At 66.1% G+C, this 17,829-nt stretch carries 20 protein-coding genes; 12 read left to right on the top strand and 8 right to left on the bottom strand.

The window, feature by feature from the left end; translation table 11 throughout:
- Positions 1–5: 5 nt before the first annotated feature.
- Positions 6–653, bottom strand: a complete 648-nt coding sequence (gene radC / locus IB273_RS22450) for a RadC family protein (protein ID WP_192225073.1) — start codon at positions 651–653, stop codon at positions 6–8.
- 142 nt (positions 654–795) lie between these two features.
- Between radC and coaBC the strand changes: the two genes are divergently transcribed.
- The 5 genes from coaBC to IB273_RS22425 are packed head-to-tail and all read left to right on the top strand — an operon-like array spanning position 796 to position 6,564.
- The gene (gene coaBC / locus IB273_RS22445) at positions 796–2,004 is read left to right on the top strand and encodes a bifunctional phosphopantothenoylcysteine decarboxylase/phosphopantothenate--cysteine ligase CoaBC (protein WP_045217692.1); all 1,209 of its coding nucleotides are present in this window, start codon (positions 796–798) and stop codon (positions 2,002–2,004) included.
- Positions 2,005–2,011: 7 nt separating this feature from the next.
- Entirely contained in the window at positions 2,012–2,467 is a 456-nt protein-coding gene (gene dut, locus IB273_RS22440; protein WP_081515156.1) for a dUTP diphosphatase, read from the top strand.
- 40 nt (positions 2,468–2,507) lie between these two features.
- The gene (locus IB273_RS22435) at positions 2,508–5,132 is read left to right on the top strand and encodes a phosphomannomutase/phosphoglucomutase (protein ID WP_192225072.1); all 2,625 of its coding nucleotides are present in this window, start codon (positions 2,508–2,510) and stop codon (positions 5,130–5,132) included.
- Between the two features lie 20 nt (positions 5,133–5,152).
- A complete protein-coding gene (gene argB / locus IB273_RS22430) occupies positions 5,153–6,058 on the top strand; it encodes an acetylglutamate kinase (RefSeq protein ID WP_024762065.1) in 906 nt (301 codons plus the stop codon).
- Between the two features lie 59 nt (positions 6,059–6,117).
- Positions 6,118–6,564 (top strand): acyl-CoA thioesterase, encoded by a 447-nt coding sequence (locus IB273_RS22425; RefSeq protein WP_151188726.1) that lies wholly within the window; start codon positions 6,118–6,120, stop codon positions 6,562–6,564.
- An 18-nt stretch (positions 6,565–6,582) separates the two neighbouring features.
- Here the strand turns inward: IB273_RS22425 and IB273_RS22420 are convergent, their stop codons facing one another.
- Both IB273_RS22420 and pyrE read right to left on the bottom strand, forming a co-directional pair.
- Positions 6,583–7,203: a DUF4124 domain-containing protein gene (locus IB273_RS22420; RefSeq protein ID WP_151188727.1), complete on the bottom strand. Its 621-nt coding sequence runs from the start codon at positions 7,201–7,203 to the stop codon at positions 6,583–6,585.
- A gap of 20 nt (positions 7,204–7,223) precedes the next feature.
- Positions 7,224–7,865 carry an orotate phosphoribosyltransferase gene (gene pyrE / locus IB273_RS22415; protein ID WP_081515152.1) on the bottom strand — a complete coding sequence of 214 codons (642 nt, stop codon included), beginning with the start codon at positions 7,863–7,865 and terminating at the stop codon, positions 7,224–7,226.
- Positions 7,866–7,946: 81 nt separating this feature from the next.
- Between pyrE and IB273_RS22410 the strand changes: the two genes are divergently transcribed.
- Positions 7,947–8,726: an exodeoxyribonuclease III gene (locus IB273_RS22410; RefSeq protein WP_151188728.1), complete on the top strand. Its 780-nt coding sequence runs from the start codon at positions 7,947–7,949 to the stop codon at positions 8,724–8,726.
- A gap of 73 nt (positions 8,727–8,799) precedes the next feature.
- Here the strand turns inward: IB273_RS22410 and IB273_RS22405 are convergent, their stop codons facing one another.
- A complete protein-coding gene (locus tag IB273_RS22405) occupies positions 8,800–9,171 on the bottom strand; it encodes a DUF4870 domain-containing protein (RefSeq protein ID WP_192225071.1) in 372 nt (123 codons plus the stop codon).
- Positions 9,172–9,220: 49 nt separating this feature from the next.
- On the bottom strand, positions 9,221–9,940 hold the full coding sequence (gene rph, locus IB273_RS22400) for a ribonuclease PH (protein ID WP_015479557.1): 720 nt from the start codon (positions 9,938–9,940) through the stop codon (positions 9,221–9,223).
- Between the two features lie 166 nt (positions 9,941–10,106).
- Here rph and IB273_RS22395 point away from each other — a divergent pair, with 166 nt between their 5' ends.
- The 6 genes from IB273_RS22395 (at position 10,107) to IB273_RS22370 (ending at position 15,365) form a co-directional block, all read left to right on the top strand.
- Entirely contained in the window at positions 10,107–10,970 is an 864-nt protein-coding gene (locus IB273_RS22395; RefSeq protein ID WP_081515151.1) for a YicC/YloC family endoribonuclease, read from the top strand.
- A gap of 52 nt (positions 10,971–11,022) precedes the next feature.
- The gene (gene gmk / locus IB273_RS22390; RefSeq protein WP_045217706.1) at positions 11,023–11,634 is read left to right on the top strand and encodes a guanylate kinase; all 612 of its coding nucleotides are present in this window, start codon (positions 11,023–11,025) and stop codon (positions 11,632–11,634) included.
- Between the two features lie 99 nt (positions 11,635–11,733).
- Positions 11,734–12,000 (top strand): DNA-directed RNA polymerase subunit omega, encoded by a 267-nt coding sequence (gene rpoZ, locus IB273_RS22385; protein WP_045217709.1) that lies wholly within the window; start codon positions 11,734–11,736, stop codon positions 11,998–12,000.
- 60 nt (positions 12,001–12,060) lie between these two features.
- Positions 12,061–14,169: a bifunctional GTP diphosphokinase/guanosine-3',5'-bis pyrophosphate 3'-pyrophosphohydrolase gene (gene spoT / locus IB273_RS22380; RefSeq protein ID WP_151188729.1), complete on the top strand. Its 2,109-nt coding sequence runs from the start codon at positions 12,061–12,063 to the stop codon at positions 14,167–14,169.
- A 22-nt stretch (positions 14,170–14,191) separates the two neighbouring features.
- Complete coding sequence (locus IB273_RS22375; protein ID WP_017520704.1) at positions 14,192–14,572, top strand: RidA family protein; 381 nt, start codon at positions 14,192–14,194, stop codon at positions 14,570–14,572.
- A gap of 58 nt (positions 14,573–14,630) precedes the next feature.
- Positions 14,631–15,365, top strand: a complete 735-nt coding sequence (locus IB273_RS22370; protein ID WP_192225070.1) for a hypothetical protein — start codon at positions 14,631–14,633, stop codon at positions 15,363–15,365.
- 33 nt (positions 15,366–15,398) lie between these two features.
- Here IB273_RS22370 and IB273_RS22365 read toward each other — a convergent pair whose 3' ends face one another.
- The 3 genes from IB273_RS22365 to IB273_RS22355 form a co-directional block, all read right to left on the bottom strand.
- Positions 15,399–16,022 carry a LysE family translocator gene (locus IB273_RS22365; protein WP_192225069.1) on the bottom strand — a complete coding sequence of 208 codons (624 nt, stop codon included), beginning with the start codon at positions 16,020–16,022 and terminating at the stop codon, positions 15,399–15,401.
- A gap of 67 nt (positions 16,023–16,089) precedes the next feature.
- A complete protein-coding gene (locus IB273_RS22360) occupies positions 16,090–16,890 on the bottom strand; it encodes a helix-turn-helix transcriptional regulator (RefSeq protein WP_081515147.1) in 801 nt (266 codons plus the stop codon).
- A gap of 9 nt (positions 16,891–16,899) precedes the next feature.
- Positions 16,900–17,769, bottom strand: coding sequence for an NAD-dependent epimerase/dehydratase family protein (locus tag IB273_RS22355; protein WP_081515146.1), 870 nt, complete (start codon positions 17,767–17,769; stop codon positions 16,900–16,902).
- Between the last annotated feature and the right edge of the window lie 60 nt (positions 17,770–17,829).

The following is a 17,829-nucleotide window of genomic DNA, read 5'->3' as shown; positions in this document are numbered from 1 at the left end:
CGGAGCTAGAGCATCCCCAGCTCGGCCATGGATTGCGGCTCGCCGTCACCGACGATGAAGTGATCGAGCACCCGCACATCGATCAGCGCCAGCGCCTGGACGATGCGACGGGTCAGCAGGTCGTCGGACTGGCTCGGTTCGGCGATCCCGGAGGGGTGGTTGTGCGCCAGGGCGCGCTTGACGATCTGCCGTGGGTAGACGCTGGCGCTGTCGATGGAGCCGTGGAACAGCACCTCGAAGTCCAGCATGCGGTGGCGGTTGTCCATGAACAGGCAGGCGAAGACCTCGTGGGGTTCGTGGCGCAGGCGTGCCTTGAGGAAGTCGCGCACCGCCTGCGGGCTTTCCAGGGCGGGCCCGCGGTCCATGTCCTCGGCCAGGTGCCGGCGGCTCATCTCCAGCACCGCCTGGAGCTGGGTGAACTTGGCCGGCCCCAGCCCGCGATGGCTGCAGAACGCCTCGAGATCGGCCTCCAGCAGCGCGCGCAGGCTGCCGAACTCGACCAGCAGCCGGCGCGCGAGGTCCACGGCACTGCAACCGGTGACACCGGTGCGCAGGAAGATGGCCAGCAATTCGGCATCGCTCAGGCTCGCCGCCCCCTGTTCGAGCAAGCGTTCACGGGGCCGCTCCGACACCGGCCAATCGAGAATTCTCACGCAACCTCCCAGGTCTGGTCCGCCCGCTGTTCCGGCGCAGGCGCTGTGCTATCTTAGCCCCCTCGCTGCGCGCGGCCGGAGGCCTGGGGAGGCGTCATCGGCTTCAGCGCGCGTCATCCATTTCCGTATTTAAGGCTGGCCTATGCAGCGGCTCTATCGTAAACGCATCGTTCTGGGCGTCGGTGGCGGTATCGCCGCCTACAAGAGCGCCGAACTGGTCCGCCGGTTGCGCGACCAGGGCGCCGAGGTGCGTGTCGTGATGACCCAGGGCGGCCGCGAGTTCATCACCCCGCTCACCCTCCAGGCCCTGTCCGGGCACCCGGTGCACCTGGACCTGCTCGACCCCGCCGCCGAAGCAGCCATGGGGCATATCGAGCTGGCCCGCTGGGCCGATCTGGTGCTGATCGCCCCCGCCACCGCCGACCTCATGGCGCGTCTGGCCCAGGGCGTGGCCAACGACCTGCTGACCACCCTGGTGCTCGCCACCGACGCGCAGGTCGCACTGGCGCCGGCGATGAACCAGGCCATGTGGCGCGACCCGGCCACCCAGGTGAATGCCGAGCTGCTGCGCTCGCGCGGCCTGCACTTCTTCGGCCCCGCCGCCGGCAGCCAGGCCTGCGGCGACGTCGGTCCGGGACGCATGCTCGAGGCCGAAGAGCTGGCGCAACTGGCCGCCGACTGCTTCGAGTTCAAGGCCCTGACCGGCCAGCACATCCTGATCACCGCAGGGCCGACCCAGGAAAACATCGACCCGGTGCGTTACATCACCAACCACAGCTCCGGGAAGATGGGCTTCGCCCTGGCCGAAGCGGCCGCCGAAGCCGGCGCCCGCGTGACCCTGGTGACCGGCCCGGTGCACCTGCCGACCCCGGACCGCGTGAGCCGCGTCGACGTGGTCAGCGCCCGCGACATGCTCGCCGCCTGCGAAGCCGCGATGCCGGCGGACATCCTGATCGCCTCCGCCGCCGTGGCCGACTACCGCCCGGAACTGGTCGCCACGCAGAAACTCAAGAAAGACCCCACCACCGGTGACGGCCTGCTCTTGCAGCTGGTGCGCAATCCCGACATTCTCGCCACCCTCTCGCTGCGCGAGGACCGGCCCTTCAGCGTCGGTTTCGCCGCGGAGACCGAGAACCTGCTCGAGTACGCCTCGCGCAAGCTCAAGGACAAGAATCTCGACCTGATCGTCGCCAATGACGTCGCAAATCCGTCCATCGGCTTCAATAGTGAAGAGAACGCCATCACGGTCATCGACCGCGAACTGCACAAGACTGCGTTCGCCCAGACCAGCAAGGGCAAGATCGCCCGCCAGCTGATCGCCTTCATCGCCGAACGCATCAATCAACACTGAGAACTCAATGCATTCCCTGCAAGCCAAGATCCTCGATCCCCGCCTGGGCAGCGACTTCCCGCTGCCGCAGTACGCAACTCCCGGTTCCGCCGGCCTCGACCTGCGCGCCATGCTCAAGGAGGACTGCGTCCTCGAACCGGGCCAGACCGTACTGATCCCCACCGGCCTGTCCATTTACGTCGCCGATCCGGGCCTGGCTGCGCTGATCCTTCCGCGCTCGGGCCTGGGCCACAAGCACGGCATCGTGCTGGGCAACCTGGTCGGCCTGATCGACTCGGATTACCAGGGCGAGCTGATGGTCTCCTGCTGGAACCGCGGCCAGACGGCTTTCAAGATCGCCATTGGCGAACGCATCGCCCAGCTGGTGCTGGTGCCGGTGGTGCAGGCGCACTTCGAGCTGGTCGAGTCCTTCGACGAGAGCCAGCGCGGCGCCGGCGGCTTCGGTCACTCCGGCAGCCATTGACCCCTTTCCCTTTCAGGATGAATCGCCGAGGAGACGTTGCATGAAACTTTTCCAACGCACTGCCAAGGACAGCGCCGAACTGCCGGAACTCGTGCCGGCGGAGAAGCCCGTCAAGGGGCCGGCGGCCAAGGTCGACCTCAAACCGCTGCTGCCCTCCCTGGTCCTTACCGTCGGCGGTATAGCGGCGGCCGGCGCGTTGCTCTGGTTCAGCCTGTTCGGCCAGGCGGACAAGGCCCACGTCGCGCAGGTCAGCAGCGCCTGGTCGGAAAGCCAGGCCGGCGCGCTGCGCCAGTCACTCAGCCTGCTGGCCGCGGACAGCCGCGCCATGGCGAGCGACTCGCAGTTGCTGCCGACCCTGCAGAGCAATGACCCGGCGCGCATCGCCGCGCTGGAAAAGGCACTCACCCAGGGGCATCTTGATGGGCTGGTGGATGTCCACCTGAACGCCAGCGGGCAGGCCGTGCAGGACACCTCCCGCCCCGGCCCGCTCAACTATGCCGCGCTGGACATGCTGCACCGCGTCGAGAGCGGCCAGGCCGTGGCACCGGAAGCCTACAAGGTCGGCACCCGCTGGCTGGTCTACAGCCCCACCGCGCTGCGCGGTGCGGACAACTCGATCCAGGGTTCGCTGCTGCTGGTCGTCGACCTGCAGCGCCTGCTCGGCAGCCTGCCGCCGATGTCCGCCGATATCGGCCAGTTGCAGCTTTCCCAGCAGTTCGGCAACTCGCCGGCGCAGGTACTGCTGCAGCGCGGCCAAGCCAGTGAAGTTGCGCCGCTCAGCATCGCCAGCGGCAACCCGAACTGGAAGCTGAGCTTCACCCCCGGCCCGACCCTCACCAATCCGCTGTACTCGCCGACCCTGCTGGGCATCGCTGCGCTGCTCGCGCTGGTGGGCGGCCTGCTCGGCCTCTATCTTGCGCAAAGTGCGATGCAGCGCCGGGTCAGCAAAGATGCCCAGGGCCTGGGGCAGTTCATTCAGGAACTCGCCGGCCAACGCACTGCCAAAGCTCCTGAGCTGAGCCTGCCGAGCCTGCAGGCGCTGGCTCAGGCGCTGGCCCGCCAGCCGCGTCGCAAGACCGAAACACCCAGTGCCAGCGCTCCCGCCGCGCCTGCAGCCGCCGCCCAGCCGGTTCCGGCTGTCGCCGCTGCCAGCGCCCCGGCCGCTGCCACTGAAACGCCATTGGTCGATCCGCTGTTCCAGAACACCGACATTCTGGACATCGACATTCTTGATGAAGACCAGGATCTCCTGGGATTGGAGCAAACACCCGCTATGAGCACGCCTAAAGCCCCGCAGCTGCCCGCCAGCATCTTCCGCGCCTACGACATCCGTGGCGTGGTCGGCGACACCCTGACCACCGAGACCGCCTACTGGGTCGGCCGTGCGATCGGTTCCGAAAGCCTTGCGCGCGGCGAGCCGTGCGTCTCCGTGGGCCGTGACGGCCGCCTGTCCGGCCCCGAACTGGTCCAGCACCTCATCCAGGGTCTGCTCGACTGCGGCTGCCAGGTCACCGACGTCGGCATGGTGCCGACTCCGGTCCTGTACTACGCGGCCAACGTCCTGGAAGGCAAGTCGGGCGTGATGCTCACTGGCAGCCACAACCCGCCGGACTACAACGGCTTCAAGATCGTCGTCGCCGGCGAGACCCTGGCCAACGAGCAGATCCAGGCACTGCGCGAACGCATCCAGAATGGCGACCTCGCCTCCGGCGTGGGCAGCGTGCAGCAGGTCGACATCCTGCCGCGTTACTTCCAGCAGATCCGCGACGACATCGCCCTGGCCAAGCCGCTGAAAGTGGTGGTGGACTGTGGCAACGGCGTGGCCGGCGTAATCGCCCCGCAGCTGATCGAAGCCCTGGGCTGCACCGTGATTCCGCTGTATTGCGATGTCGACGGCACCTTCCCCAACCACCACCCGGACCCGGGCAAGCCCGAGAACCTGGAAGACCTGATCGCCAAGGTGAAAGAGACCGGCGCCGACCTGGGCCTGGCCTTCGACGGCGACGGCGACCGCGTGGGCGTGGTGACCAACGAAGGCACCATCATCTACCCCGACCGCCTGCTGATGCTGTTCGCCAAGGACGTGGTATCGCGCAACCCGGGCGCCGACATCATCTTCGACGTCAAATGCACCCGTCGCCTGATCTCGCTGATCAGCGGCTACGGCGGTCGCCCGGTGATGTGGAAGACCGGCCACTCACTGATCAAGAAGAAGATGAAGGAAACCGGCGCCCTGCTCGCCGGCGAGATGAGCGGCCACATCTTCTTCAAGGAACGCTGGTACGGCTTCGACGACGGCATCTACAGCGCCGCGCGCCTGCTGGAAATCATCAGCCTGGACAAGCGCGATGCCGAACGCGTGTTCTCCGCGTTCCCGATGGACATCTCCACCCCGGAAATCAACATCACCGTCACCGACGAGGGCAAGTTCGCCCTGATCGAGGCGCTGCAGGCCCGTGGCCAGTGGGGTGAAGCCAACCTCACCACCCTCGACGGCGTGCGTGTGGATTACCCCAAAGGCTGGGGCCTGGTTCGCGCGTCCAACACCACTCCGGTGCTGGTCCTGCGCTTCGAGGCGGATTCCCAGGAAGAACTGGAACGCATCAAGGAAGTGTTCCGCACCCAGCTGAAAGCGGTCGATCCCGCCCTCAGCCTGCCCTTTTGACCTCTATGCCGGAGCCCACCATGACCCAGAGCCGCGATGACGCCGCCCAGGTTGCCCGCGTCCTTGCCGAAGCCCTGCCCTACATCCGCCGTTTCGTCGGCAAGACGCTGGTGATCAAGTACGGCGGCAACGCCATGGAAACGGACGAGCTGAAGAACAGCTTCGCCCGCGACGTGGTGCTGATGAAAGCCGTCGGCATCAACCCGGTGGTGGTCCATGGTGGTGGTCCGCAGATCGGCGACCTGCTCAGCCGTCTGTCGATCGAGAGCCACTTCATCGATGGCATGCGCGTCACCGACGCGCAGACCATGGACGTGGTGGAGATGGTCCTCGGCGGCCAGGTCAACAAGGACATCGTCAACCTGATCAACCGTCATGGCGGCAGCGCCATCGGCCTGACCGGGAAGGACGCCGAGCTGATCCGCGCGAAGAAGCTCACCGTCACCCGCCAGACGCCGGAGATGACCAAGCCGGAAATCATCGACATCGGTCACGTGGGCGAAGTCACCGGGGTCAACGTCGACCTGCTTAACATGCTGGTGCAGGGTGACTTCATCCCGGTCATCGCACCGATCGGGGTGGGCGCCAACGGCGAGTCCTACAACATCAACGCCGATCTCGTGGCCGGCAAGGTGGCCGAGGCGCTGAAGGCCGAGAAGCTGATGCTGCTCACCAACATCGCCGGCCTGATGGACAAACAGGGCCAGGTCCTCACCGGCCTGACCACCGAGCAGGTCAACGAGCTGATCGCCGACGGCACCATCTACGGCGGCATGCTGCCGAAGATCCGCTGCGCCCTCGAAGCGGTGCAGGGCGGCGTGACCAGCGCGCACATCATCGATGGCCGCGTGCCCAACGCCGTGCTGCTGGAGATCTTCACCGACAGCGGTGTCGGCACCCTGATCACCAATCGCAAGCAGCGCTGATCGAGAATGACACCCGCCTGGAGCGATCCACGCGGGTGTCTTTCCGTCTGGAGTCTGGAATGACCGCATCCCCCGTTTCCCGCAACGACTTCAGCTTCTTCCATGGCCTGCGCGTGCGCTGGTCGGAGGTGGACCCGCAGGGAATCGTCTTCAACGGCAACTACCTGACCTACGCCGATGTCGCCACCACCGAGTACTACCGCCACCTGGGCGTAAGCTACCCGGCGGACCTGCTGCGCGGCGGCGGCGATCTGTTCGCGGTGAAGACCACCCTGGAATACCTGGCGCCCGCGCGCTTCGACGACTGGCTGGAAATGGGCGTGCGCGTCAGTCGGCTGGGCCGCAGCAGCCTGACCTTCCAGGTGTCGATCTGGTGTGATGAAACCCTGCTGACGCTGGGGGAGCTGATCTACGCCTATGCCGGCGAAGACCGGACAAGCCAGCCCTTGCCGGACTGGCTGCGCGGGAAGATCAACGAATTCGAGCGCGTCTCGCCGCAACAGTAAGCGCGGCGAGCGTCTGCCTCAGTTACCGCCGGAAATCTGGGCGAATCGCGCCCGGTCGGAGGCGAAGCTGCTCTGCGCCTGGGTGCGCAGCTGCTGATAGCGGGCGATGTCCTGCTGCAGGCGTTGCTCATCGCTGCGCAGGTTACTCAGTTGCGCGACCAGGTCATCCGGCACTGGGCGCCCGGCACGTTCCTGATCGGCAGCGCGGGCCTGCAGGTTGGCCTGCTGCGTTTTCAGCGACTGCAGGTTGCCCTTGGCCACGCTGGCCAGCCCGTCGAGCTCAGCCAGCTTGCGGTCGCGGGCACGGTCGACGTCCTCCACGCTGGTGTACATGCGCATCAGTTGCTGGTCGGAACTGGCACGCGCGGCGTCCGCCTTGCGCTGCTCGATCTCGGCGGCGGTCGGTGCCGGCGGCACCTCACGGATCACCCGGCCCTGGTCGTTAAGCACCTGGTAGCCCTTGCCGATGTACTGCGGCGGGACGCCCAGGCGGTCGATGACGGTGATGCCCTTGTCATTGACGTAGCGGTACAGCTCGACCTGGCTGGTCGGTTGGCCGGCAGCTGCCGCCTGGCCTGCGAGCATGGCCCCCAGAAGCCCCATCAACACCCTGTAGCGGTAAGCACCCTGCTTGGCCATGCCCGACACCCTTGTTCCGGTTAGATACCGTACTGCGCCCGATAGGCCTCGACGGCCGCGAGATGCTGCTTGAGCTGCCCGTCACCGGCCAGATACTCCAGCACCTGCTCCAGCGAGACAATGCTTACGACCGGGATCGAGAAGTCCCGTTCAACTTCCTGGATCGCTGACAGCTCACCCTTGCCGCGTTCCTGGCGGTTCAGCGCGATCAGTACGCCGGCGGCCTGGGCCCCCTGCGCGTCGATGATCTGCATGACTTCGCGGATCGCGGTGCCGGCGGTGATCACGTCATCGATGATCAGCGCGCGACCGGCCAGCGGTGCGCCGACCAGCGTGCCACCTTCGCCGTGGTCCTTGGCTTCCTTGCGGTTGAAGCACCAGGGCAGGTCGAGGCCGTGCTGTTCCGCCAGCGCAATGGCTGTAGCGGCCGCCAGCGGAATTCCTTTATAGGCCGGGCCGAACAACACGTCGAAAGGTATGCCGCTGTCGACCACCGCGCTGGCGTAGAAACGACCCAGCTGGGACAGCGCAACGCCTGAGTTGAACAGGCCCGCATTGAAGAAGTACGGACTGGTGCGCCCGGACTTGAGGGTGAATTCGCCGAAACGAAGAACGCCGCGCTCGATGGCGAAGCGGATGAAATCGCGCTGATATGGCTGCATGGGTAAGAACCGGCCGGTATGAATTTAGCTAAACCGTTTGAGCTCGGGTATCATACACACACGTGATTTTGGGGGCCATTTATGCGGATCATCAGTGTGAACGTGAATGGTATTCAGGCTGCAGCCGAGCGTGGTTTGCTCAGTTGGCTGCAAGCCCAGAATGCCGACGTGATCTGCTTGCAGGATACCCGCGCCTCCGCTTTCGATCTGGATGACCCGTCCTACCAACTGGATGGCTACTTCCTGTACGCCTGCGATGCCGAAGTGCCCAGTCAGGGCGGCGTCGCAATCTATAGTCGTCTGCAACCCAAGGCTGTCATAAGCGGCCTGGGTTTCGAGATGGCCGATCGTTACGGGCGCTACCTGCAAGCCGATTTCGATAAGGTGAGTATCGCCACTCTCCTGCTGCCTACCGGGCAGGAAGGGGATGAGAACCTGAACCACAAGTTCAAGTTCATGGACGATTTCGCCCAGTACATGAACAAGCAGCGCCGCAAGCGCCGCGAATACATCTATTGCGGCTCGCTGTACGTCGCGCACCAGAAGCTGGACGTGAAGAACTGGCGCGAATGCCAGCAATCGCCGGGCTTCATGGCGCCGGAGCGTGGCTGGATGGATGAGATCTTCGGCACCATGGGCTACGTCGACGCCCTGCGCGAGGTCAATCGCGAAGGCGACCAGTACAGCTGGTGGCCGGACAGCGAACAGGCCGAGCTGCTCAACCTGGGCTGGCGCTTCGACTATCAGATCCTCACGCCGGGTCTGCGCCGCTTCGTGCGCAGCGCCAAGCTGCCGCGCCAGCCGCGCTTCTCCCAGCATGCGCCGCTGATCGTCGATTACGACTGGACCCTGAGCATCTGAGTCCTGTCGCACCGCCGCGAGGCGGACAGAAAAAAGCCGGCTTCGAGCCGGCTTTTTCGCATCTGGAGCGCGCTTACTTGAGCGGACGCCAGGTGAAGGGATAGCGGTAATCCAGCCCTTCATTGGCCTTGATCCCGGCAATGATGGTCAGCACCAGTGCGCCGATGCTCACCAGGCCCAGCAGGAAGAAGCCGATCACCACCAGCATCAGCAGACAGCTGACCACCACCGCGAGGCTCACGGTGATCTGGAAGTTCAGCGCTTCCTTGCCCTGACGGTCCACGAACGGGGCCGATTCACGCTTGATCTGCCAGACGATCAGCGGCCCGAGCAGGTTGCCGAAGGGGAAAATGAAGCCAAGGAAGGCGGCAAAGTGGCAGAACATCGCCCACTGACGGGCTTCCTGGCTCGGCTGAACCTGCTGTACCGGTACTTCGTCGCTCATCCTTTCGCTCCTTGCACTTGAAGATCGGGCGGGCTGGCCGCCCGCCGGGTCAGTCTGCCAGCGCGGCGCGCTGCAGTTCGAACAGCTCGCGCAGGCCCTGCTGCGCCAGTTCCAGCATGGCATTGAGCTCGGCCGGCTGGAAGGGGGCGCCCTCGGCAGTGCCCTGGACTTCGATGAAGCCACCGGCATCGGTCATGACCACGTTCAGGTCGGTCTCGGCCGCGGAGTCTTCCAGGTAGTCCAGGTCCAGCACCGGCTCGCCCTGGTACATGCCCACGGAAACCGCGGCGACCATCTGCTTGAGCGGGTTGCCCTTGAGTGCGCCACGCTTCTTCAGCACGGCCAGGGCGTCGATCAGCGCCACGGTGGCGCCGGTGATCGAAGCGGTGCGGGTGCCGCCGTCGGCCTGGATCACATCGCAGTCGATGTACAGGGTGTTCTCGCCGAGCTTGGACAGGTCCAGCGCGGCACGCAGGGAGCGGCCGATCAGGCGCTGGATTTCCAGGGTGCGACCACCCTGCTTGCCGCGCGCGGCTTCACGCTGGTTACGCTCGCCGGTGGAGCGCGGCAGCATGCCGTATTCGGCGGTCAGCCAGCCCTGGCCCTGGCCCTTGAGGAAGCGCGGCACACCGGATTCGGCGCTGACGGTGCAGATCACCTTGGTGTCGCCGAACTCGACCAGCACGGAGCCCTCAGCGTGCTTGGTGTAATGGCGGGTGATACGGATCGGGCGCAGTTGGTCGGCGGCGCGGCCACTGGGACGGTTCATGGAGGCATCCTGTACAGATTGCTGGCGGGGGAATGTCCGCCATTATAGAGGCCAGCGGACGGGCGCAACCACCGCCGGCGTGCTGCGGCGCGCTACGCTGGGGTACAATTACCGGTTTCCGACGACCTGTCGGCCGTTTTCCCAGCCCATTCAGAGAGGTGACTCCATGGTCCACAGCATGACCGCCTTCGCCCGCGTCGAGCGCGCCAGCACCCATGGAACCCTGAGCTGGGAGCTGCGCTCGGTCAACCACCGCTACCTCGAGCCCAACCTGCGCCTGCCCGAAGCCTTCCGCGACCTCGAAGGCGCGGTGCGCGAGGCGCTGCGCCAGGGCCTGTCGCGCGGCAAGGTGGAATGCACCCTGCGCTTCAACGAGGAAAACGCCGGCAAGGCGCTGCAGGTCGACCGCGAGCGCGCCGCGCAACTGGTCGCCGCCGCCGAGACCGTCGCCGACCTGATCAAGAACCCCGCCCCGCTCGATCCGCTGGCCGTGCTGGCCTGGCCCGGCGTCCTGGTGGGCGATGCCGCCGATCCGCAGGCGCTCAACGCCAGCGCGCTGGCTGCTTTCACCCAGGCCCTGGATGAACTCAAGGCCGGCCGCGCCCGCGAAGGTGCCGAGCTTTCGAAGATTATCGACGAGCGCCTGACAGCCATGCAGGAAGACGTGGCCAACCTGCGCCAGCTGGTCCCGGAAATGCTCGCCAACCAGCGCCAGAAGGTGCTCGACCGCTTCACCGAGATGAAAGCCGAGCTCGACCCGCAGCGCCTGGAACAGGAAATGGTCCTGCTGGCGCAGAAGAGCGACGTTGCCGAGGAGCTGGATCGCCTCACCACCCACGTCACCGAAGTACGCCGCGTGCTCAAGGCGGGCGGCGCCGCCGGCCGGCGCCTGGACTTCCTGATGCAGGAACTCAACCGCGAGGCCAACACGCTGGGCTCGAAGGCTTTCGACCCGCGCTCCACCCAGGCCGCGGTCAACCTCAAGGTCCTGATCGAGCAGATGCGCGAACAGGTCCAGAATATCGAGTAAGCCGGACGCATCCGGCTTCAACCACAGTCAACCGCAACTCCAGGAAAGCGCCATGTCCGGCACCCTCTACATCGTTTCCGCCCCGTCCGGCGCCGGCAAGACCAGCCTGGTCAAAGCCCTGCTCGACGCCATGCCCAGCGTGCGCGTCTCCGTCTCCCACACCACCCGCGGCATGCGCCCGGGCGAAGTGGACGGGGTGAACTACCACTTCGTCGGCCACGACACCTTCCGCGCCATGCTCGAGCGCAACGAATTCCTCGAGCACGCGCAGGTCTTCGACAACCTCTACGGCACCTCCCAGCGCTGGGTCGAGAAGACCCTCGCCGAAGGCAACGACCTGATCCTGGAGATCGACTGGCAGGGCGCGCAGCAGGTACGCCGGCTGATGCCCCAGGCGCAGTCGATCTTCATCCTGCCGCCGACCCAGGAAGCCCTGCGCCAGCGCCTGACCAACCGCGGCCAGGACAGCGACGAGGTGATCGAGCGGCGCATGCAGGAAGCCGTCAGCGAAATGAGCCACTATGTGGAATACGATCACCTGGTGATCAACGACGATTTCGCCCACGCGCTGGAAGACCTCAAGGCGATCTTCCGCGCCCGCCAGCTCCGTCAGGATGCCCAGCAGCAGCGTCACACCGAGCTGCTGCAACGCCTGTTGGCCTGAAGTCGCCGAGAGAAGGCACTTCCATAAAGATTGGCGATTTTTTAGACTATCCAGTCCGCCCGGCATTTTCCGGGCCTACATTTCAGTACGAGGAACACCATGGCCCGCGTCACCGTTGAAGACTGCCTGGACAACGTCGATAACCGTTTCGAGCTGGTCATGCTCGCCACCAAGCGTTCGCGTCAGCTGGCCACCGGCGGCAAAGAGCCGAAGGTACCGTGGGAAAACGACAAGCCCACCGTCGTCGCCCTGCGCGAAATCGCTTCCGGCCTGATCGACAACGAAATCGTTCTGCTGGAGGACGTGGTTGAAGAAGAACCGCTGTTCGCTGCCTTCGAAGACGAGGCCAACAACGAGGCCCTGTAAGTCTATGTCCGGCCGACGAATCGGTGCACTGCGACGTACCGCTCGGCAGGGGGTGAACCCATGCCGAGCATAGATGCCTTCGCCGATCGTCTGTCGAGCTATCTGGGCCCGGACCAGGTCAACCTGGTCCGCCGCGCCTACTACTACGCCGAGCAGGCCCACGACGGGCAGCGCCGCCGCAGCGGCGAGGCTTACGTCACCCATCCGCTCGCCGTCGCCAATATCCTCGCCGACATGCACATGGACCATCAGAGCCTGATGGCGGCCATGCTGCACGACGTGATCGAGGACACCGGCATCGCCAAGGAAGCGCTCACCGCGCAGTTCGGCGAAACCGTCTCGGAACTCGTGGACGGGGTCAGCAAGCTGACCCAGATGAACTTCGAGTCCAAGGCCGAGGCGCAGGCCGAGAACTTCCAGAAGATGGCCATGGCCATGGCGCGCGACATCCGCGTGATCCTGGTGAAGCTGGCCGACCGCCTGCACAACATGCGCACCCTGGAAGTGCTGTCCGGCGAGAAGCGCCGGCGCATCGCCAAGGAAACCCTGGAAATCTACGCCCCCATCGCCAACCGGCTGGGCATGCACAGCATGCGCGTGGAATTCGAGGACCTGGGCTTCAAGGCCATGCACCCGATGCGCTCCGAGCGCATCCGCCAGGCGGTGAAGAAGGCCCGTGGCAACCGCCGCGAGATCGTCGGCAAGATCCAGGAATCGCTGGTCAACTGCCTCGCCCGCGAAAGCATGGAAGGCCAGGTCCTGGGCCGCGAGAAGCACCTGTTCAGCATCTACAAGAAGATGCGCGGCAAGCGCAAGGCGTTCAACGAGATCATGGACGTCTACGCCTTCCGCATCGTGGTCGACAAGGTCGACACCTGCTACCGCGTGCTCGGCGCCGTGCACAACCTGTACAAGCCGTTCCCCGGTCGCTTCAAGGACTACATCGCGATTCCCAAGGCCAACGGCTACCAGTCGTTGCACACCACGCTGTTCGGCATGCACGGCGTGCCCATCGAGATCCAGATCCGCACCCGTGAGATGGAAGAGATGGCCAACCACGGCATCGCCGCGCACTGGCTGTACAAGTCCAGCGAAGAGGAAGCGCAGAAAGGCACCCATGCCCGCGCCCGCCAGTGGGTGAAGGGCATCCTCGAACTGCAGCAGCGCGCCGGCAACTCGCTGGAATTCATCGAGAACGTGAAGATCGACCTGTTCCCGGACGAGGTCTACGTCTTCACGCCCAAGGGCCGCATCATGGAGCTGCCCAAGGGCTCCACGGCCGTCGACTTCGCCTACGCGGTGCACACCGACGTCGGCAACAGCTGCATCGCCTGCCGCATCAACCGCCGCCTGGCGCCGCTGTCCGAGCCGCTGCAGAGCGGCGCGACGGTGGAAATCGTCACCGCACCGGGTACCCGGCCGAACCCGGCCTGGCTCAACTTCGTGGTCACCGGCAAGGCGCGCACGCACATCCGCCACGCGCTCAAGCTGCAGCGCCGCTCCGAGTCGATCAACCTCGGCGAGCGCCTGCTGAACAAGACGCTGGCCGGCTTCGACAGCCACCTGGAGAAGATCCCTCAGGAACGCATCCAGGGCGTGCTCAACGAATACCGCATGGAAGTCTTCGAGGACCTGCTCGAAGAGATCGGCCTGGGCAACCGCATGGCCTACGTGGTCGCGCGCCGCCTGCTGTCCAGCGAAGGCGAGCAGGCTCCCAGCGCCGAAGGGCCGCTGGCGATCCGCGGTACCGAAGGTCTGGTGCTCAGCTACGCCAAGTGCTGCACGCCGATCCCCGGCGACCCGATCGTCGGCCACCTGTCGGCCGGCAAGGGCATGGTCGTGCACCTGGAGAACTGCCGGAACATCAGCGAAATCCGCCACAATCCGGAAAAGTGCATCCAGCTCAGCTGGGCCAAGGATGTCACCGGCGAATTCAACGTCGAACTGCGCGTCGAGCTGGAACACCAGCGCGGCCTGATCGCCCTGCTGGCGACCAGCGTCAACGCCGCCGACGGCAACATCGAGAAGATCAGCATGGACGAGCGCGACGGTCGCATCAGCGTGGTCCAGCTCGTCGTCAGCGTGCATGACCGTGTGCACCTGGCCCGCGTCATCAAGAAGCTGCGCGCGCTCAAGGGCGTGATCCGCATCACCCGCATGCGCAGCTGATCCCACCCCGTTAGGAGTCGACATGACCAAGACCGTTATCCACACCGACAAAGCCCCGGCCGCCATCGGCACTTACTCCCAGGCGATCAAGGCTGGCAACACCGTCTATGTCTCCGGCCAGATCCCGCTGGACCCGAAAACCATGGAACTGGTCGAGGGCTTCGAAGAGCAGACCGTCCAGGTGTTCGAGAACCTGAAAGCCGTCATCGAGGCTTCCGGCGGCTACCTGCACGACGTCGCCAAGCTGAACATCTTCCTCACTGACCTGTCGCACTTCGCCAAGGTCAACGAGATCATGGGCAAGTACTTCGTCCAGCCCTACCCGGCCCGCGCCGCCATCGGCGTTGCCGCCCTGCCCAAGGGCGCCCAGGTCGAGATGGACGCCATCGTCGTCCTGGAATAAGCCGCACCTCCCGAACGGGGCCTTCAGGGCCCCGTTCTTTTGTCTGCAAGGAGCAAACATGCGTCGCGCCCTGATCCTGAGCGCCCTGATCGGCCTGCTCACCGGCTGCGCCGGCACCCCGTCCGACCCTTCCGGCGTCTGGGTCAACCAGGCCGCCATCGATGCCGCCGGCAAGGGCGGCAAGCTGCGCGAGGCGCTGCTGGCCTACGGCCCGAACCTGGAATGGAAGCTGGACACCAAGGCCAGCCAGGCCACCTTCAGCAACGGCTTCGAGCTCGGCGAAGGCCAGCTGAGCGCCGAAGATCCCAAGCACTACCGCGTCGACTTCTACGGCAGCAACCAGGAATCCCTGGAGCTGGACGGCAAGGAGCTGGTGCAGGTGGGCAGCGACAACTGGCCCGAGCAGCGCTTCCTGCGTCCCAAGGAGCAGCCCGCCGCGCAGAGCCCGGCCGGCAGCACCTTCGAGAACGCCCTCTACGCCGCCTACCTGAACGGCACCTGGATCATCCAGGAAGGCGAAGGCAAGGGCAGCAAGGTCAAGTTCGCCGCCAACGGCAGCCTCGAAGGCATGCCCGGCTTCGATCGCTACGCGCTGTGCCTGGCCGGCGACTGCGCGGCCATGAGCGGCGACAACGACAGCATCTGGCTGCAACAGGGCCAGCAGGGCCGCGAATTCCTCTTCGAGCGCGACGGCGACAAGCTGGAGCTGTTCGAAGCGGTGAACCGCGCCCAGTCCGACGAGATGCCGCAGTACGCGCCCGGCAACAAGGTCTGGACCCTGGAGCGCGACTGATCCGCGCGAGCGGGCGGGCGCGAATGACAGCCGTCAGCGCAGCCCGCTCCACAGCAGCCAGCCACCCAGCGCCAGCAACAGGCCGCCGCAAAGTCGGTCCAGCGCTGTGACCCGGCGCTTCAGCCAGCCGCGCCAGCGCGGGCGATCCAGCAGGCGCACCAGCGCCATGTCCCACAGCAGCACCACCGCGCCCATCCACAGCACGCAGACGCCCAGTGCCCAGCCCGGCAGGTGGAACTGCCCGAGCACGCCGAACAGCCCGGTGTAGAAGATCGGCAGCTTGGGGTTCAGGCTGCTGGCCAGCAGGCCCTCGCGCATCCCGCGCAGAAATCCTCCGCTGCGCTGCAGCCCCAGATCAGTGGGAATCTCCAGCTCGCGCCGCGCCAGCAGCGCCTGCGCGCCGAGCCAGACGAAGTAGACGCCACCCAGCAACTGCACCACCCGCAGCCCGTGGCTGGCCACTTCCGGCAACAGACCGAGAACGAACAGCACCAGCAGCATGCTCGCCAGATTGGCCAGGGCGATGCCCGCCGCGCAGCCATCGGCATGGCGACGACCGCGCAGCAGCGCGGCGCGGATCAGCAGGAAGAAGTCCGGCCCCGGTGACAGCAGGGCGGCGAAGTGGGTGCTGGCGACCAGCGCGAAGGCGGCGAACATGGTGATCTCCCGGATAGCGGCGTCGCGCAGTCTGGAAGCGTCGGGGTTTGCCGGTCTTGGAAGAAAGTCAGGTGCGCGTGGCGCGCAGGAAGCGACCGGGCGTAACGCCGGTGAAGCGGCGGAAGGTGCCAGAGAAGTGCGCCTGGTCGTAGAACCCCAGGGTCAGCGCGACCTCCAGCGGCTTCTCGCCGGCCACCAGCAGGCGCTTGGCCTCGCGGATGCGCCGCTGCAGCAGGTAGGTGTGCGGCGGCACGCCGTAAGCGTTGCGGAAGGCTTCGATCAGGTGGCGCGGATGGCGCTGCAGCAGCTCAGCCAGCGCTTCGAGGCTGACCGCCTCGCGGTAATGCGCTTCCAGGTAGTCGCGCAGCTTGGCAGTGACGCTGCCGTCGCGCGAGGCCGAGGCAGTCGGGCGCATGCCGCCGTGGCGAACGAACACCAACTCCAGCAGCGCCAGCAGTTCGCTCTCCAGCGCCAGTGCGTCGTTGCGCTCGAACTCCGTGGCGACGCGCCGCAGCGCCTCCGCCACCTGCCCGTCATCGTGCGGATTGAGCGCCTGGAAGCCACGCGGCAACTGCTTGCGGCCCAGCAGCGGGAGCAGGCGCGATTCTTCGATGTAGAGCATGCGATAGACCAGCCGCTCGGACTCGGCATTGCCGGTGTGCGGCTCCTCCGGGTTCATCAGCGACAGGGTGCCGGCCGGCAGCACGTGGTGCGCGCCGCGGCACTGGTAGCCACCAGCGCCGTGCAGGATGGCGCCGATGGCAAAGGCATCGTGACTGTGCCGCCCGAACGGCTGGCCGGAGAAGTCCGCATGGAACAACTCCACCCCCGGTAACCAGGGGCGCGCCAGCAGTCGATTGGCGTCCATCAGACCCTTTTAGTCCTGCTTGCCGGCGAGGATCGCCGCGTAGCCTTCGCGGAAGCTCGGGTAGCGCGGCTCCCAGCCCAGCGCGCGGGCGCGGGCGTTGCTGCAGCGCTTGCTGCCGGCGCGGCGCACGGTCTGCTCGTCGGCCCAGTGGGTGACGCCCAGATGCGCGCGCAGCCAGCCGACTACGTCGTGCAGCGCCGCCGGGTCGTTGTCGACACCGATGTAGCAGTCTTCCAGCGCGACACCGCTGCGGTCGGCTTCCAGCAGTGCGGCGAGCAGGCCGGCGGCGTCCTCGGCGTGGATACGGTTGGCGTACAGCGGCGGCTCGCTGGCGACGCGGTAGCCCTCGCGCACCTGCTTGAGCAGCCACTCGCGGCCGGGGCCGTAGATACCGGTGAGACGCACGACACTGGCGGGAATACCGCTCTGCAGCGCCACCTGCTCGGCCTCGAGCATCACGCTGCCCGAATAACTCTGGGCTTCGGCGGGCGAGGTCTCGTCGATCCATTCGCCATCGCGCTGGGCATAGACGCCGCTGCTGGAGACGAACAGCAGGCGCTTGGGCAGCTGTCCACGCTGCTGCAACCAGCCCAGGGTGTTGCGCAGGCCTTCGACGTAGGCGGCGCGATAGCCGGCTTCATCGTGCTGGGTCGCGGCGGCGCAGAACACCAGGTAGTCCAGCTTGCCCACCGGCCAGGTGTCCGGGCATTCGAGCTGGCCCAGGTCGCCGGCCACCGGCAGCACTTCCAGCGGCAGCGCGGCCACGTTGCGGCGCAGGCCGTGGACGCGCCAGTCACGGGCGGCCAGTTGGCGTCCCAGGCGGCTGCCGACATCGCCGCAACCGACGATCATCAGGCTGGGGAAGGTGCTCTTGCTCATGCTTGGCTCCGCGAATCAAAGCTCGGCAGTTTAGCGCGGTTGGTTCGCGGCGGTGCAGCC

The organism is Pseudomonas sp. PDM19, assembly GCF_014852215.1.
Classification (GTDB): domain Bacteria; phylum Pseudomonadota; class Gammaproteobacteria; order Pseudomonadales; family Pseudomonadaceae; genus Pseudomonas.
The sequence above is the reverse complement of the archived record's forward strand: the minus strand, read 5'-3'. Positions and strand labels throughout refer to the sequence as shown.